Source organism: Streptomyces sp. NPDC057136 (assembly GCF_042670885.1).
GTDB lineage: Bacteria > Actinomycetota > Actinomycetes > Streptomycetales > Streptomycetaceae > Streptomyces.
Map to the genome: position 1 here is coordinate 70,266 of NZ_JBHUUV010000001.1, position 16,498 is coordinate 86,763.

Sequence of the window (16,498 nt, forward strand, 5' to 3'; positions counted from 1 at the left end):
GCACGTCAGATCATGGCCACCACCTCCCCAGCGGCATCCGAAGCCGCGGGCAGCGGCCCCTGGCAGCTCGCCCTCGCGGAGCTCCGCCGCCGCACCTCCGTGAAGATCTCCCTCATCGTGGTCGCGCTGTTCGCGGTCATGGCGATCGCCGCCCCGCTGATCAGCTCGCTGGGCGGCTGGTCGCCCGATGAGTTCGACAAGACCGCCATCGACCCCTATCTGGGCGGCCAGCCGATCGGCCCGCTCGGCGGCATATCGGCCGATCACTGGCTCGGCGTCGAACCCGTCACCGGCCGCGACCTTTTCGCCCGCGTGGTGCACGGCGCCCAGGTCTCCCTGCTCATCGCCTTCTCCGCGACCGCGATCGTCGTGGTCGCAGGGACGGCGGCCGGGATCACGGCCGGCTACTTCGGCGGCCGCACCGACGCTGCGCTCTCCCGGCTGATGGACCTCACCATGTCATTCCCCTCCCTCATCTTCATGATCGCGATGATGTCGGTGGCCAGGGACGTCAACCGGGTCGTGCTGATGACCGCCGTCATCGGTCTCTTCGGCTGGCCCGGCATCGCCCGGGTCGTGCGCGGCCAGACCCTCTCCCTCAAGCACCGGGAATACGTCGACGCCGCGCGGGTGGGCGGTTCGGGACCCTGGCGAATCCTCACCCGCGAGGTGCTGCCCGGGGTCGCGGGGCCCGTCGTCGCGTACACCACCCTGATCATCCCCGGCATGATCGCCACCGAGGCGGCCCTCAGCTACCTCGGGGTCGGCGTCCGCCCGCCCACCCCTTCCTGGGGCCAGATGATCGCCGAGAGCGTCAACTTCTACGACACGGACCCCATGTACTTCGTCCTCCCGAGCATCTGCCTCTTCCTCACCGTGCTCGCCTTCACTCTGCTCGGCGACGCGCTGCGGGACGTCCTCGACCCCAGGGGCAGCCGCTCATGATCCTCTACCTCGGCCGGCGGCTGCTCGGCGTACTCGGCGTACTCATCGCTATCGCCGCCGTCACCTTCACCATCTTCTACGTCCTGCCGTCCGACCCCGCAGCCGCTGCCTGCGGGAAGTCGTGCAGCGCCGAACGACTGGAGGCGATCCGCGCGAACATGGGCCTCGACCAGCCGATCTGGCAGCAGTTCGTGGACTTCGCCACCGGAATCTTCACCGGCCGCACCATGGGCAGCGGCCAGTACGCCCTGCACTGCGGCTTCCCGTGCCTGGGCTACTCGTACGAGAACAGCCAGGAGGTGTGGGACCTGCTCCTCGACCGGCTGCCGGTCTCCGCATCGCTCGCGTTCGGCGCCGCGGTGATCTGGCTGCTGCTCGGACTGACGGCGGGTGTCGTCGCCGCCCTGCACAAGGACAGCCTCACCGACCGCGCCCTGATGGTCGGCGCGGTCGCCGCCGCCTCGCTGCCCGTCTACTTCACCTCGATGATGCTGATCTACGGGCTGATCCGATTGGCCGGGCTGCTCCCCTATCCGAGTTACGTCTCCCTCACCTCCAGCCCGCTGGAGTGGGCGTCCAACCTGCTGCTGCCGTGGCTGGCCCTGGCAGTCCTGTACGCGGCCATGTACGCCCGCCAGAGCCGCAGTTCGATGATCGAGACGATGGCGGAGCCGTACATCCGCACGGCCCGTGCCAAGGGTTTGCCGCGCCGCACGGTCGTCGTCAAGCACGGGCTGCGGGCAGGCATGACCCCCATCCTGACCATCTTCGGCATGGACCTGGGCGGGCTCCTCGCAGGCGCCGTAATCACAGAGTCGATCTTCGGACTGCCGGGCATCGGACGGCTCTTCTACGGCGCCCTGTCCACGGGGGACCAGCCGGTGATTCTCGGCGTCACCCTGCTCGCCGCCACCTTCATCGTCGTCGCCAACCTGGTCGTCGACCTGCTGTACGCGGTCGTCGACCCACGAGTGAGGTACTGATGGGCGACATCCAACCCCTGCTGTCGGTACGTGACTTGACGGTCACGTTCACCACCAAGCACGGTCCGGTACGGGCCGTGGATTCGCTCGCCTTCGATGTGGAGCGGGGCCGGACGCTGGGCATCGTCGGCGAGTCCGGCTCCGGCAAGTCCGTCACCTCCATGGCCGTGCTCGGACTGCACACCGGTGCCGAGGTCACCGGCTCCATCCGCCTCGACGGGCAGGAGCTGGTGGGGCTCGCCGAGCGGGAACTGAACCGGCTGCGCGGCCGGAAGGTGGCGATGATCTTCCAGGACCCGCTCTCCAGCCTCCACCCCTACTACACCGTCGGCGAGCAGATCGCCGAGCACCACCGGGTGCACTTCGGCAGCGGCCGCAGGGCCGCCAGGGAGCGGGCCATCGAGGCGCTCGCCGAGGTCGGCATCCCAGATCCCAGGCGCCGGACCGGTGAGTACCCGCACCAGTTCTCCGGTGGCATGCGCCAGCGCGTGATGATCGCGATGGCGCTGGCCTGCGAGCCCGAGCTGCTCATCGCGGACGAGCCGACCACCGCTCTCGACGTCACGGTCCAGGCCCAGATCCTGGAGCTGATCGCCCGGCTCCAGGAGGAGCGGGGCCTCGCCGTCGTATTGATTACCCACGATCTGGGTGTGGTGGCCCGGGTCGCGCACGACGTCCTGGTGATGTACGGCGGCCGGGCCGCCGAACAGGCAGGCGTGAACGAGCTGTTCGCGACCCCGGCCCATCCCTACACCCAGGGCCTGCTCGACTCGCTCCCCCGGCTCGACGACAGCGACGAGGAACCGCTGCGGGCGATCCCCGGCAGCCCTCCGTCCCTGCTCACCCCCGCCCCCGGCTGCGCCTTCGCCCCTCGCTGCCCCCGGGCGGACCGGGCCCCGGCCGCCGATCGGTCTCGCTGCGAGACCGAACTGCCGGCGCTCGGCGGTCCGACCGGGCACCCGGTGGCCTGCCACTTCCCCGCGTACGCACCCTCCGCCCCAGAAGGCGTCGCCCCATGACCACACGCTCCCAACCCAAGCTCGCCGCAGGCCACCGGACGCGGCCCGAACCCCTGCTCTCCGTACGCGACCTGACGATGCACTTCCCCGGCAGGCGCCGCTCGTCGCCGCCGGTCCGGGCGGTCGACGGCGTCGGCTTCGACGTAGCGGCGGGCGAGACGCTCGGCCTGGTCGGCGAGTCCGGCTGCGGCAAGTCGACCACCGGCCGCATGATCGTCCGTCTGCTTGAGCCCACCTCGGGCTCCGTCTCCTACGACGGCCGCGACATCAGCCATCTGTCCCAGCGCGAGCTGAAGCCGCTCCGCAAGGACGTGCAGATGGTGTTCCAGGACCCGCACTCCTCGCTCAACCCGCGCCAGACCGTGGCCCGGATCATCTCCGATCCGTTGCTGGTGCAAGGAAGTTCGGCGGCCGACGCCCGCAGGCGGGCTGTCGAGCTGATGGAGCTGGTCGGCCTGATCCCCGAGCACATCGACCGCTATCCGCACGAGTTCTCCGGCGGCCAGGCCCAGCGCATCGGCATCGCCCGCTCGCTGGCCACCGGCCCCCGCCTCTTGGTCGCCGACGAGCCGGTCTCCGCGCTCGACGTCTCCGTACAGGCCCAGATCGTCAACCTGATGGAGCGGCTCCAGGGCGAACTCGGCCTCGCCTACCTGTTCATCGCCCACGACCTGTCGGTCGTCAAGCGGGTCTGCGACCGGGTCGCGGTGATGTACCTGGGCCGGATCGTCGAGATCGGCACCAAGGAACGGGTATACGCGGCCCCCGCCCACCCGTACACCCGGGCGCTGCTGTCCGCCGTGCCGCTGCCCGATCCGGCGGCCGAGCGGTCCCGCGAGCGGATCACCCTGCTCGGCGACCCGCCGAGCCCCGCCGCTCCACCGCCCGGCTGCACCTTCCACCCGCGCTGCCCCAAGGCGCAGGAGATCTGCCGGACCGAGGCGCCGCTGCTGCGGATCGCCTCCCCGGGCGAGGCCAGACAGGTCGCCTGCCACTTCCCCGAGGGGGCCTGACCCCATGGTTGCGCCCCCGGCTCCGCGAGCGAGCCGGGGGCGCAACTGTTGTGTGCGGCTTATGACTTGGAGATGCGTACCGTCTCTCCGTAGCCGTCCGCGCCGAGCACCTCGATGCGGACACCGGCCGCCGCGTCGGTGAACGACTCGCCGCTCCAGTAGGGGGCGTCGTCCAACGGGCGGCAGCCGCTCGCCGGGGTGGTGGCCGGCTTGGCGTCCATGACCCGGACCGGGCCGTGGCCCGTCTCCGCGGCGGTGTCGACCCGGTAGACCAGCGCGCCGGTAGAGCAGACGCCTGTGTCGGCGTGGACGGCGCGCCGCGACTCGACGACGTACGCGGTCGTGGCACTGGTGCGGATCACCGCCATCTTGGTCCCGCCGCCGTACTCCACGGCGGTGAGGTACACGGTGTCGCTGCCCACCGATGCCCGGCACACGACCTGGCCGTCGTCGGTCCAGCCGAGCTTCCAGGAGTGCCAGGCGAAGAACTGCGACCCCGGGCCGCCGATCAGGCCCATCACGTCCCAGCCGCCGACGAAGCGGTGGGCGTCGCTCGCCGCGTCGAAGGCGTACAGGTCGGGCAGCCCGAAGGTGTGGGCGGTCTCGTGGCCGACCAGTTTGGCGCCCCAGTGCCACATGTCCTGGCCGAAGGTGACCGCCCACTTCACGGTGGTGCCGTCGGCGACGACTCCGGCCGTGTCCGGCTCGTACACATAGGTGGGGGTGAAGGAGATCGCCTTCGCGTTGCGCGTCGGCACGACGTACACCGTCGAGTAACGCGAGAAGTCCACGAAGGGATCGGCCGCGGTGACCGCGTCCCTGAGGTACGCCTCGTGCGTCTCGTGGGTCAGGCCGCGCTCAAAGCCGTAGTCCGTGGAGGGGTGCGGCATGCGAACCCACCGCTGGTGCTGCTCGATCGCCAGCCAGGTCCTGCCGTACGAGGCGTTCCACAGCCAGTCGGCGCCGGGGGTGATCTGCGCCGCGTCATCGGCCGGGGTCTCGGTGGCGGGTGCGTCGGGGAAGTCCACGAAGACCATGGCGACTTGGAGGGTGCCCGCGGGGCGCTGGAACACGGAGTAGTCCGTGTCGTGCCCCTCGTCCGTCCAGCCGGTGGTGCCGCGCAGAGCGCAGGCCGAAGGCGTGTCCGCCGCGTGGGCGGACGGGGCGGTGAGGAGGGCGAGCAGGAGCAGCAGGGCGGCGACGAGGGCGGCCAGCAGGCTTCTCGTGGACTCGCCGGGGGACTGTCTCATGGTTCACGGCCTTTCCATGAATGACGTGTGACATTTCACATAAGACTGAGGGCGCCAATCCTCTGTCCGAAAGCTGTCGCCGGTCCATAACATCCGCGCCATGGATCTGGAGGTACGGCATCTGCGCGTGCTGCGCGCGATCGCCGAGGCCGGCAGCCTCACCCGGGCCGCCGCCTCGCTGTCGATGACACAGCCCGGGCTCAGCGCCCAGTTGCGCCGCATCGAGTCCATGCTGGGCGGAGCGCTCTTCGACCGGCGGCAGGACGGCGCCCGGCCCACGCCCTTCGGCGAGCTGGTGCTGGCCCGGGCCCACGCCATCCTGCCGGGCATCGACGCGCTGCTCTCCGACACCGCCCGCGCCGCTCGCCGGTTGGCGTCCCCGCACCGGGTCCGAATCGGTTCGGTCGGGGCACCCCTGCTCGGCCATCTCGTCATGGCCGTACGGGAGTCACTGCCCGGAGCGGAGGTGACGGCCCGGTGCCAGTACTCGCCGGGTGTACTGCTCGGCGACCTCGCCGCCGGTCGGCTGGAAGCGGCAGCCCTCGGCGACCACCCCGACCAGGAGCTGCCCCCGCACGACGGGATCGTCCTCGCCCCACTGGTCACCGAGCCGGTCTTCGCCCTGCTGCCCTCGGCCCACCCGCTGGCCGCCGAGGAGTCCGTGTCCCTGGCCCAACTCGCCGACCACGACTGGGCGGTGCCCCGGCCCGACGGCGACCGCACCCGCGAGTACTGGGACTCCGTGTGTGCGCTGACCGGCCACAGGCCCGCCACTCCGTACGAGGCCGAAGGCCGCCAGTTGACCGAGCTGGTCCGCGTCGGTCTGGCCGTCAGCCTCTGCCAGGCCACCTTCTTGGAGTCCCCGGGCGTCACCGTCCGCCCCTTGGCCGGAAATCCCCTCTGGTACCGCCATGTTCTGGCCTGGCACCGGGACGGCCCCCTCGCCGCACATGGCGAAGCACTGCTGCGCACGGTCTCGGCGGGCTACCTCACGTCCTGCTCCGCCGCCCCGGTGTACGCACGCTGGCGTCGGCGGCATCCGCATGCGGCGCGGCTACCGGACTGCGCTGCGGCGGTGCCCTGCGGCGAGGAGGGCGACGGGACTCCCTCAGCATGCCGGTGAGGCCACGCCACCTTCATCGAGGTCCCCGGTGATCCTGCGCAGAGTCCGCGACGGCTGTCCGGGCGCCTGCGCCGGAAGTCCCGCGTACGCTCGCCGGCGGAAGCGGTTCCCACACCTGGCCCAGGTCCCGGAGGAGCCTCCACGTTTTCAGAGGATTGACAGATTAACCGGGGCAGTTGAGAAGCCTGGTGTCCCGCGCACGAACGGTGCGCGGGACACCAGGCTCTCCTGGCTCAGTTCTTGCCGGTGACCGGGGTCTCGGTCACCGTCCGCTCCGGGTCGGCAGTTGGCCGCAGTCGCCGCCGGCGCACTTGCTCAGCCAGTCGGCGAAGTCGGCGTCGTACTTGGTGCCGATGGTGTCGCGGAGCAGGGTGTAGGCCGCGTCGTACTCGCCTGCGCGGTAGTGGCCGAGCAGGGTGGCCACGTCCTCGGGGTGCGACTGGAGCATGTAACGGACGCCCAGATAGCCCCACTGGTAGATACGGGTGGTGTCGGCGTTGTCGTAGGTGGTCCCGAAGAGCTGGCTGAGCTTGTAGGTGTTCTTGCCCGCCTCCTCGATCGCCCTGTCGTAGGTGATGCCGCGGTACGAGTAGGAGACGTACTCGGCGAGGCCCTCGATCCACATCACGGTCGGGGTGGTCTGCCCGGCTGCGAAGTCGCCGTACATGTCGTAGCGGCCGTCGAGGTTGTGGGTGTACTCGTGGTTGAGGTTCCAGATCTGGAAGGCGCCGTCCTGGGTCGGCTGCTCGTAGGCGATGAAGCGCGGCTGGTTGCCCTCAGCGGCCGGGTCGCCCTCCAGGTACATGCCGCCGTTGTTGGTGTCGATACCGAAGACGACACCGGCGTAGGTCTTGTAGTCGGTACTGGAGTTGAAGGCGACGATCTCGATGCTGGTGTTGTTGTCGTCCTTGACCGGACCGTTGTCCTTGACGATGTCGTGGAAGACCGGGTCCTGCTTGAGGACGCTGTCGCACGTGGCCGACAATTCGGACGCGGTGAGCTCCTGTGCGAGGATCTTCGCGCTCGGACCGCATGCGTGCTTGACCGTCAGCACGGCATCACGCACGCGGTTCTGCAGTTCACAGGTGTCGTACTCGGCGCAGTTCTCCTTGTCGTACTCGTCCGTCATCTCGGCAAGGCCGACCCAGAGCGCGGCGGTGCGTCCAGTGATCTCGCTGCGGCCGAGCAGCTCCTTGGCCAACGGTTTGACGGCGCCCTTGAGGTCGGCGTGCCGCAGGAAGCGGCCGAGTTCGCGTCCGGCGTTGCTGGCCAGGTAGGACTTGTCGGTGCCGAGCAGATCGTCGTGGGCGACGACGAAGTCACGCAGTCCGGTGAGGACGCTCGGGTCCGCCTTCACGGCTTCCACGAACTCCGGCAGCTGGTGGCCGCGGAAGAGCACGGTGTAGGTGTTGTTGACCGCCGTGAGCATCCAGTAGAACTGGTCGTACGACGAGTTGTAGTCCTTCTGCAAGCGCTTGATCACGTCGAGGTAGCGGGCGTTCTCTCCGGAGCTGTCGATCAGCGTGACCGTCTCGGCCAGGGTCTCTCCGTTGGCCTCGGTGACGTCGAAGGCGTGGGACGAGCCGAAGAAGGCATCCAGGGCGCCCTGAATGGCGCTCTTCAGCGTCGGGCCGTATTCGCCGACGTTCTCCGGCTGGTTGTACTGGATGTAGTAGCCGGCGCGCAGGTACAGCACCACCTGGGCTGCGAAAGTGCTGTTGTCCCCCGGGTAGTTGGTCGCGACATCCTTGAGTGCGTTCGCCACCGTGACCATCTGTTCCTCACGGAAGAGGGCTTTGGAGTCCTCACCTGCCACGCCGAACAGCGTGTTGATACAGGTGGTTTCCGACTGCTTGATCTGCTCGACCAGGGCAGCGCCGGTCTTCGAGGTGAAGTCGCTGACGTTGCAGTCCGCCGCGGCCTTCGCCGCAGAGCGGACCTGCTTGCGCTCTGCGGCGTTCTGGGCCGCGGGGAGCGGAGGGCGTTGCGCGGAATTCGAGGCCTTCGTGGCCGACCGCGCGGGGTCGGCTGCGTGCCCGGGTGCGAGGTCGGCGGCAAGCACGGTGGCGGAGGCGGGCTGTGGGGCGGGGGCCGACCTCGGTGCGGGCTTGGGTGCCCCGGCGCCGACCGGAGCCGCCCCGCCATTGGGGGCGAGCATGGTGAGCCCCAGGCCAGCGGCCAAGGTAGGTATCAGCAGTCGGGCGAGTTTCCTGAGGGTGGGGGGTGTGCGCATAGCGATGGCCTCCAGGCCAGTCGGCAGCCGTGCATGGGGCACGGCGGTGGGGGGTGCGGACCGTGATGGCAACGGGAGTTGAGCACTCCCGGAGCTGTCATGCCACCAAAAGTGTGACCGTACAATTTCACAGTTCACATGTCAGTGAAAGAGGGCTGCAAGCAACAGAAGAAAACTGATGAGACATCAGAGAAGGATCCTGTCGGGGATCTTGAGATTCCCGGACGGAACTACATGAGCGCCATCGGCAGCTCGGCGGACAACGCGCTCGCGGAGAGCTGGAACGCGACCTGCAAGAGGGAGACCCTCAAGAGCTGCCGGGCCTGGGGCGACGAGCGCGAGGCCCAGCTCGACCATTTCCTGTGGCCGCATCACTACAACCCTGCGGAGATGACAATGTGTTGGGTGGGACTGGGGATCCTGGCACCACGTCCACGGCTTCACCACCCTCGACGGGCACTACATCGAGTTCGAGGAAGACGCCCTGCTGCCGGCCCAAGGCATCCTCATCACCGGGTGCTTCACACTGCTGGGGCTCCTATTCGTGTGGCTGAGCTTCGACCAATAGGAGCCGCGACTCTCCTCCGACAATCAGGCCAGGCCTCAGCCAGAGCGCCAGCGGCAGGTCCGCCCCACCCGTCAGACCATCGCGTCGATCCTGCCCCGACACGCTGCTTGCGGAGCTTTTTCTGGTTCCCCTTCACGATCACGATGCAGTGCGCGTCCCGGCCCCGGAGGTAGTAGGCGTGCTCGCGCTGGGTGTGCATCGCGCCGCTGGTCATGGCGGTGTCCGCCAGATCGGCCACCGTTTCCAACAGCTGGTGGAAACAGGTGATTTCGTTGGTCTTCTCGCCCACATCGAGCTGGGCGAGGACCAGGCCGGTGGTGTGCTCGCACGCGGCGAGCAGGTGGATCTTGCGGCCGTGTGCGCGGGCCGCACCCCGCAGGCTCTTGCTGTCGACGGCCAGCGCGCGAGGCTGCCTCTGAGGCGCGCGAGGCTGCCTCTGAGGCGCGCGACGCCGGTCGGCGAGCCAGCCGCCGACCGCCCGGTCCAGCGCGTCACCGTCCAGGCGGGCCAACAGCAATCGCACCGTCGCCTCCACCGGCGGGCACCGTTTCGGGAACCGCGGATCGATCCGTACACCGAGGCGATCGAGGACGGGCCGCGGGGCGTCGGCGATCCACTCCCCGACCGCGAGCAGGTAGGTCGCCCGGCCAGCTCCGCACACGCGGTCAACGCGAGCACGACGACCAGTGCGTGCCGCACCCCGCGCGGATCACGCGGGGTACCTCGGCCAACCGTTCCAAGAGGCCGGGGACCTCGCCGGGGGCGGCCTGGGGATGCTCGCGCAGCTGGTCAAGCGCGGGCGGGATCGGCGATGATGCGTCGGCAGGCAGGGTCTTCCATCGAGGTCACGGGGCGTGGAGAACTCCATGATCTTGGAAGTCCGCGCCTGTCATGTTCCCGGCGCCCACACCGCCTTGACGGATCATCACGAACCGGCCTTGGACGACTACGCCGAAGCCCTGGTCAGCGGGCCCTATCGGTTCGTGGCAGCGCCAGGGCCGCAGGGAGCCTCAGGCGGGGTACCAGAGGGAAGAATCTTGCGCTCGGTTGCAGTGAAGGGGCGTTCCACACTCGTGCACAGATGGGTGAACCAGGCATCGGCCCGGAGGTCGAAGGTGTTGCGCCTGCCTTCGCTTTCCACCATGAGTTCGGAACCTCGCAGGACAGCCGTGGACTCACGGCTCGGGATGGTGCCGATGCGATCACCGTTGCCTCTCCACAGTTTGTAGCCGATGCCGCCTATCTCCTGCGTGACTACTAGTCCGCTGCTCGTGACTCCTTTGACGCTGTCACCGGTCGCCATGGACATGGGCTTGCCGACCACCAACTGCTTGCCGATGTCCCAGCGGTGCAGCCTGGCGTCATTGTTCTCCACCAGGAGGTACCGGCCATCCGGGGAGAATGCCAGCTGGCTGGGGTCGCTCTCGTCGAAACGGGTACTGATCTCATCTCCTTGCAACACCTTCGCCTGCTTGCGAGCCAGGATGTCCCAGATCTGAATCCTGCCCAGCTTCGTGTCATTGCGTGTTACCACGGCGACCTGGTGCGGGTTGTCCGGGCGGCCGCGGAGCTGGCCCAGGGATCCGGGGAAGGTCTGGATGACCGGGGAGCGATCGACGTACAGGGGCTTCCCCGTTTGCACAGCGAGCTCCGGGTCCACCCGGAGCAGGGCTCCGCCTGCTGTCAGAACGGCGACGTCGCCGCTGGGCAGGGGCTCAACCGCGTCGATCGTGCTCTCCAACTCGCCGCTCTCAGCACCAGTGTCCAGCGGTATGTCCCTGCGGTGGGACAAGGCGTCGCCCTGGTAGACGAACAGACGAGGACGCTTCTCCCAGAGCACCAGACGCTTCGAATCCGCCGTCCAGGCGACGTCCCATTTCCCTTTCTCGGCGCGGCCGTCCGAGTCTGGCAGCTTGATGTCTGTCCTGCTGCCGCGTGCGAGGTCGACCACCCGAACCTGATGATCAGTCAGTCCCGCGACTCGCCGTCCGTCCGGCGACATAACAGACCGTATGGTCTCGGCTGTGTCATCGGGTCGGCCAACGGGCCGCACATAGGCTGCCACCAGTGTGTCTCCGACTGGGGACAGTACTATCAGCCCGTCGTCCTTGTGGTCTGCCATTGCGATCACCGGGTCCTCGTAGCCCGGTTCGTCATCCATGGGCAGCCGTGTCACATAGGTGTCGTCCGTGCCCTTCCTGCCGAGTGTGATGTCGGCGTAGCCATCGTGTTCGTCGGTGTCAAAACCGTACGCACCCGTGACATCGGATGACACCCAGTCATTCTCGTCGGCCACGATCTTGTGCAGGATGTCGCCGGTGCGCAGGTCCCGCAGCACTCCCCCGTCGGGAGTTCTGGCATCTGTGGAACCCTTGGTGGTGACGACCACGGTGTCGGGGGTCTTTCCGAAGCCCACGCTCTGGTATCCGGCTGTGGACACCACCGCGTCCGACACCGGCAGTTCTTTGAGAGTCGTCAGATCCCATACGTCGAGGAAGGCTTGCGGTTCGGCCCCCTCGGCGCCTGGAGTATGGATGTCCAGCATCCTCAGGAGACGGCTTCCGTCCGCGCTGAAGTCCAGCCCCGCGCTGACCCCATCAAGCTCGCCCGTGAGGCTGCGTCCCAGCCGGGTCGGGGCACTGCTTTTCCCATCCAGTCGCCAGAGCCACACTGTGCCGCCCGGCATGGCCACCGCGTAATGCCGCCCGTCCGGGCTCACCTGGCCGCGCTGATCTGTGTCGGGCACATCGGGAAGCGTGTAGTGGCGCGGCTTGTCCTCCATCGCGCCGGTCACGACAGACACCTGATACGGGTCGCTTCCCCCCGGCTTGGACCGCACTACTACGGTGCGCCCGTCCGGAGTCGAGTCCAGGTCTCGTACGCGACCGCGCCATAAGCCCGTGTGGGCATTACGCACAGACTGAGCCCGCACGTACTGATTGAGCAATGCTTCCTGGGCCTGCAACGTCTGTCCCGCGTGCCAGGCAGCTAGCGCGAACTGCACAGCCGTCCCCGGAGCCTCGGCCTGCCGCCTACCGGACTCCTCAGCCAGGGCGCGCGACGCGAGGGTGCGCAGCTGAATCCTGAGTTCCTGACTGGTATCGAAAGCGATCTTGCCCAGCGTCCCCACTACGAGGAGCAGCGCAATGAGTACTGCCCCGGCCGCCAGCAGCCGACGGACTGTCCGCTCCTCGTACCGTCTGCCGGCGTCGATGTAGGAGCGTTCGTCGTCGGCCACATCCTCAGGCCGCTGCCTCGACCATTCCCTGCTCTCGGCGAGGGTCCTTCCCCGCTGCAGGGCCTTCGTCTCTCGGCCCTTCTCATGCCAGCGCCCCATTTCCGTGCGCAGCTGCTCCTGCCATAGCCGGAAATGCCTGCTGTCGTCCAACCAGTCGCGCAGGGTGGGCCAAAGCCGGGTCAGAGCCTCGTGCGTGAGGTCGACAATCTCCGTGCCGGACGCGGTGCGGCCGATGACGACAAGCTTGCCCCGGGCCAGGCGGCGGGCCAGAGCCACCGCTGCGGGGTCGAGCTGGGTGACCGGCGTGGTGCGGCGAACATAGCCACCGCGGTCGTCGGGGCGGGCCAGTTGCACGAACAGCCGGCGCGCGACAGGCTCTTCGGATGCGGGAACGTGCGCGTGGTAGGTCTCGTCCGCATAGCCCACCAGGGCTCCGGCCACACCGCCGAGTTCCTCGTACACAGCATGGCTGAGCAGGGAGCCTTCGCGCCCCTCCCAGAGCCGGGTGAGAGTGAACTCCACCAGCGGCATCCGCCCGGGCTGATCCACCGCGTCTTCGATGATGCGATTGGCAAGCCCCGGCTCCAGCCACAGCCCCGGCACCGCAGCGACAGGGGCCGTGATGGCTCGGTACAAGTCATCGGCGTCGAGCGCGGCAAGGAAGAGAACGGCGTCGCTCAGCGCTCCGGACGTCCGGGACGTAACCAGGATGTCCATGGACTCCTGGCGTGCGGTGGCCACGACCCGCAGTCCGTACCCGGTTGTCGGCCGCGGTGGTCCTGTCAGCGCGACGAGCAGGCTGAGCAGGGTGCGAGCGGCGGCCGGCTCGGCAGCGGCGTACTCCTCCAGCTGGTCGACGAAGATCAGGTGGCCGCTATTACCGGCCCGCTTCTCAAGTGCGTCCCGCAGGCCGGCCACAGCCGCAGGCAGGCGGTCAGTGGGTCCCGGCGGAACCTCGCCGGGCCCCGTCCCACCGATGCCGTTGCGGCTCGTCTCGTCCACCGATCCGTCCCGGAGCAGCCGCGCCAGCCCATCAGCCTTGCTGAGCCGATTGATCTCCCCTGTCCCCGGCTCCAGAACAGCCACGAGCGCATGCGCCAGCACTGCCTCCGGCTCGTCCCCCGGCACCGGGCGCAGGATGGAAATGTCCATGCCGTCTGCCCGAAGCCGCGGCAGGAGACCGGCGCGGATCAGGGAAGACTTGCCGCATCCGGAAGGTCCGACCACCACCGTGAAGGGCCGCTGGGCGATCGACTCAGCCAGCCGCCCGGTCTCGTCCTCGCGGCCATGAAAGAACTGGGCGTCCCCCTCGTCGAACGCCTCAAGGCCGCGGAACGGGCAGGTCGGTCGCAGGACCTCCTCGTCCACCAGCGACTCGGACGGTATGAGGAACGAGGTCCCCGCCAACTCGCCCCGACCGGCAGCGACGGCCAGTCCTACGACTCCGCGCTGTACCTCGTCCCACACTGCTGCGCCGCTGTAGCCCTTGGTGATCGGCCTGCTGTCGGCGTCGGTGTCCATCTGGACCCAACCCGCTCCCTGTACGCTCCGAAGCTTGCCGGTCGCCCACATTCCGTGGTTACCACCGCCCGGGAATCCATACGCCCGGAAAGCGTGCCCCCACACGGACGTGCCGTCCACCAGGGCCACCGGGTGCGCGTTGGGTACGAGCTGATCCAAGCGCAGCAGTGCCACGTCTCCGCTGTCGTCCTCCATGACAGGCTTCCAGGAGACAACGCCGGCCAGCGCTGCAGGGACGGCCCCGTCCGCGTCACGGAGCAGCGGAAAGTCGACTCGTATGGCCTCGGCGGGCGCGGTCTCGAGATCCCGCGAGAGGCCCAGCGCATCCGCGACCACATGTGCGCAGGTGCATATGACGTCGGGCGCCACGAGAAAGCCCGCTCCCGCGACATCACTGACGCCGTGGATCCGGACGAGCGATGACTCCAGCGGCCTCCCCCCACGTAAAGCCGCCGGGCTCGTCATTGCGGCTCGCTCGTGTTCCACTCCAGACGCACAGCGAAGTTGGCTTCGCTCGCCGCCTTCGCCACCACGACTCCTGCTTCCGCAGATAGCTTGATCCCGAACTCGACGCTCACCGTGTCAGGCGCGCTCGTCAGACCCCTGACGCAGTCAGCGACCGCCTCGACCGCCGGCCTGATGTGCGCCAGCGCATCCTGAAGGGTCTCGGCGGAGCCGCGGACCACATCGGAAGGCGACCCCCGGCCCACCCGATCAATTCCGCTGTCCTGCAGGCCGTCGACCTCGACTCGCAACGCGGTCCCATCACTGAGCCGCATCTCCCCGATCCGTGTCATGCCGTCCGCCCCTTCGGTCACCGAGACAGCCAACCTACTTACTGAGCGTCAATTCGCCTAGTACTCCAATGACTTCGTGATCCAGATGCCGGCGCCGCAGGTGCGGTGTCGCCGACAGGCGGCAGCGCCTGGCCTGAGCTCGGTGGATTCTGCGTCAGGTTGACCAAGGCCGGAAGGCTGTGCGGAGATGCGGTCGGCCGGCTGAAACTCGGCGTACAGGCCCATCACGACAGATGTCGTACCAGCCGCCGAGCTGGAACGTCGGCAGGTCGACCTCGTCGTGCCGGCCCGCGACGCGACAGGACCGCGCCCAGTCGGGCTCCCGCCGGGAAGGCTCATAGCCCAGCTCGGGCAGGCCGTGCCGGGCGAACGCGGGAAGCCGCCCTGCGGGCAGCTCCCCGATACCGCCGCTCGCCAGGCCGTCGAGATCCTGCACGAGCCCGGTGACGCTGCTCACGAGCCCGTCGAGGTCGGTGCGGTGCCGGCGCATCAGGGTGTCGGCGCCCTGCATGAGGGACCAGGGCACGGTGATGCCGAGCTCGATGGCGCCGCCCCGCGTCCACAGGCCGTCGTCCGGATCGGACCGCGTGATCAGCGGCGCGATCGCCTTGAGACCATCAAGCCGCGCCTGACCGCCGCCAAGGGATCGAGCCCGATGGCCGCCACGGGCGTGTTCTTGCCGTACGGCGGCCGACTCAGCAGTACCGGCCACGGTCCCGTACCGCCAGGCCGGTAGACACCCGCGCGCAGCACCGTGCCGTCACGCATCTCCGCCGGAACATCGAACTCGGTCTGGATCTCCGTCATGTGCTGCTCCTTTGTGCGCCAAGACGCCGGGCGGTCACGCCACCGTGTTCAACAGGTCGCCCAGCACGTCGGGCCGTTCCAGAGCGATGAAGTGGCCTGCTCCCGGCACCTGCATGAAATCGGCGGCAGGCAGCAGCTCCTTGTCGGCTTCCCGGTCCGACCGCCGGGACCAGTCCTTCTCTCCGTAGACGAGGTGGATGGGGGCCTTGACTTCGGTGTAGCGCGAGCGGGCCGCGATGAGGCTGGGCAGGTTCTGGTAGACGGCCCGGGCGACGGTCGGGTAGCCGGGGCGGCTGCCCACCTGGAGGAGCTCGTCCACGTAGTCCGCCCGCAAAGCGGTCTTGTCACCCAGCCCGCCCTGCAGGATCCCGCGAAGTACGGTCTTGTTCTCCAGCCGGGCGACCACGGGGCCCACTCCCGGAGTGAGAACACCGCCGATCACCATGCGGGCGAGTGGGCTGGACCGGGCGATTCCGTCGCGGAAGTCATACGTGTTCACCGCGACGACGCGCCGTACCCGCTCCGGCAGATCGGCCGCGGCGGTCAGGGCGAGCACCGCCCCCAGGGACTCCCCGACCAACGTCACGTCATAGAGGTCGAGTTCGGTGAGGAGCCGCTCGACGCCCGCGCGCATCTCCGGTTCCTGGTAGGACGCACCAGGCACGATCTCGGAGTAGCCCATCCCCGGGAGATCGAGGGCGTACACGGTGTAGTGATCCGAGATCAACGGAATGAGGGAGCGGAAATGCTCGGCTTGCGTGCGCACGGTGTGCAGCAGGACCACGGGAGCACCAGTGCCCGCTTTGAGGTAGCGCAGCGTTCCCTCACGGAGGTGGCATCCCCTGCGCGGAGCGATGGTGTGGCTGGTGGTCCCCGGGATGTGAATCGTGGGACGTGACTCCTGGTTGACCATCTCGCCGACTCCCTGTGTGTGAACTGCGGATGGGTGACCTGGGTACGGTCCGGCAGGGAGGGCGGTGACGCCGATGGCGCGCGACCAC

Annotated in this window: 13 protein-coding genes; 5 read left to right on the forward strand and 8 right to left on the reverse strand. The window is 68.6% G+C overall.

The annotated features are described in order from the left end of the window. Positions 1 to 12 precede the first annotated feature (12 nt). From ACFT7S_RS00350 to ACFT7S_RS00365, 4 genes are read left to right on the forward strand one after another with little or no spacing between them, the layout of a single operon-like run. A complete protein-coding gene (locus ACFT7S_RS00350; RefSeq protein ID WP_382725863.1) occupies positions 13 to 945 on the forward strand; it encodes an ABC transporter permease in 933 nt (310 codons plus the stop codon). Beyond that, the gene (locus ACFT7S_RS00355) at positions 942 to 1,928 is read left to right on the forward strand and encodes an ABC transporter permease (protein WP_382724976.1); all 987 of its coding nucleotides are present in this window, start codon (positions 942 to 944) and stop codon (positions 1,926 to 1,928) included. The genes ACFT7S_RS00350 and ACFT7S_RS00355 overlap by 4 nt, the downstream gene beginning before the upstream one ends. Further along, complete coding sequence (locus ACFT7S_RS00360) at positions 1,928 to 2,947, forward strand: ABC transporter ATP-binding protein (RefSeq protein WP_382724978.1); 1,020 nt, start codon at positions 1,928 to 1,930, stop codon at positions 2,945 to 2,947. Before ACFT7S_RS00355 ends, ACFT7S_RS00360 begins: the two co-directional genes overlap by 1 nt. Then, complete coding sequence (locus tag ACFT7S_RS00365) at positions 2,944 to 3,960, forward strand: ABC transporter ATP-binding protein (RefSeq protein WP_382724980.1); 1,017 nt, start codon at positions 2,944 to 2,946, stop codon at positions 3,958 to 3,960. Before ACFT7S_RS00360 ends, ACFT7S_RS00365 begins: the two co-directional genes overlap by 4 nt. A gap of 59 nt (positions 3,961 to 4,019) precedes the next feature. Here the strand turns inward: ACFT7S_RS00365 and ACFT7S_RS00370 are convergent, their stop codons facing one another. Beyond that, positions 4,020 to 5,210: a M6 family metalloprotease domain-containing protein gene (locus ACFT7S_RS00370; protein ID WP_382724982.1), complete on the reverse strand. Its 1,191-nt coding sequence runs from the start codon at positions 5,208 to 5,210 to the stop codon at positions 4,020 to 4,022. 100 nt (positions 5,211 to 5,310) lie between these two features. On the opposite strand from ACFT7S_RS00370, the gene ACFT7S_RS00375 reads away from it, so the two are divergent. Further along, positions 5,311 to 6,333 (forward strand): LysR family transcriptional regulator, encoded by a 1,023-nt coding sequence (locus ACFT7S_RS00375; RefSeq protein ID WP_382724984.1) that lies wholly within the window; start codon positions 5,311 to 5,313, stop codon positions 6,331 to 6,333. A 262-nt stretch (positions 6,334 to 6,595) separates the two neighbouring features. On the opposite strand, the gene ACFT7S_RS00380 is transcribed toward ACFT7S_RS00375, so the two are convergent. The 7 genes from ACFT7S_RS00380 to ACFT7S_RS00410 form a co-directional block, all read right to left on the reverse strand. Next, complete coding sequence (locus ACFT7S_RS00380) at positions 6,596 to 8,566, reverse strand: collagenase (protein ID WP_382724986.1); 1,971 nt, start codon at positions 8,564 to 8,566, stop codon at positions 6,596 to 6,598. A 521-nt stretch (positions 8,567 to 9,087) separates the two neighbouring features. Beyond that, complete coding sequence (locus ACFT7S_RS00385) at positions 9,088 to 9,669, reverse strand: ISAs1 family transposase (protein WP_382725866.1); 582 nt, start codon at positions 9,667 to 9,669, stop codon at positions 9,088 to 9,090. A 438-nt stretch (positions 9,670 to 10,107) separates the two neighbouring features. Further along, positions 10,108 to 14,262: a hypothetical protein gene (locus ACFT7S_RS00390; protein ID WP_382724988.1), complete on the reverse strand. Its 4,155-nt coding sequence runs from the start codon at positions 14,260 to 14,262 to the stop codon at positions 10,108 to 10,110. Between the two features lie 92 nt (positions 14,263 to 14,354). Further along, on the reverse strand, positions 14,355 to 14,690 hold the full coding sequence (locus ACFT7S_RS00395; protein WP_382724990.1) for a CU044_2847 family protein: 336 nt from the start codon (positions 14,688 to 14,690) through the stop codon (positions 14,355 to 14,357). A gap of 154 nt (positions 14,691 to 14,844) precedes the next feature. Further along, positions 14,845 to 15,294: a hypothetical protein gene (locus tag ACFT7S_RS00400; protein ID WP_382725868.1), complete on the reverse strand. Its 450-nt coding sequence runs from the start codon at positions 15,292 to 15,294 to the stop codon at positions 14,845 to 14,847. Next, on the reverse strand, positions 15,282 to 15,497 hold the full coding sequence (locus ACFT7S_RS00405; protein WP_382724992.1) for a CocE/NonD family hydrolase: 216 nt from the start codon (positions 15,495 to 15,497) through the stop codon (positions 15,282 to 15,284). Before ACFT7S_RS00405 ends, ACFT7S_RS00400 begins: the two co-directional genes overlap by 13 nt. 34 nt (positions 15,498 to 15,531) lie before the next feature. Continuing rightward, positions 15,532 to 16,410 (reverse strand): alpha/beta fold hydrolase, encoded by an 879-nt coding sequence (locus ACFT7S_RS00410; protein WP_382724994.1) that lies wholly within the window; start codon positions 16,408 to 16,410, stop codon positions 15,532 to 15,534. Between the last annotated feature and the right edge of the window lie 88 nt (positions 16,411 to 16,498).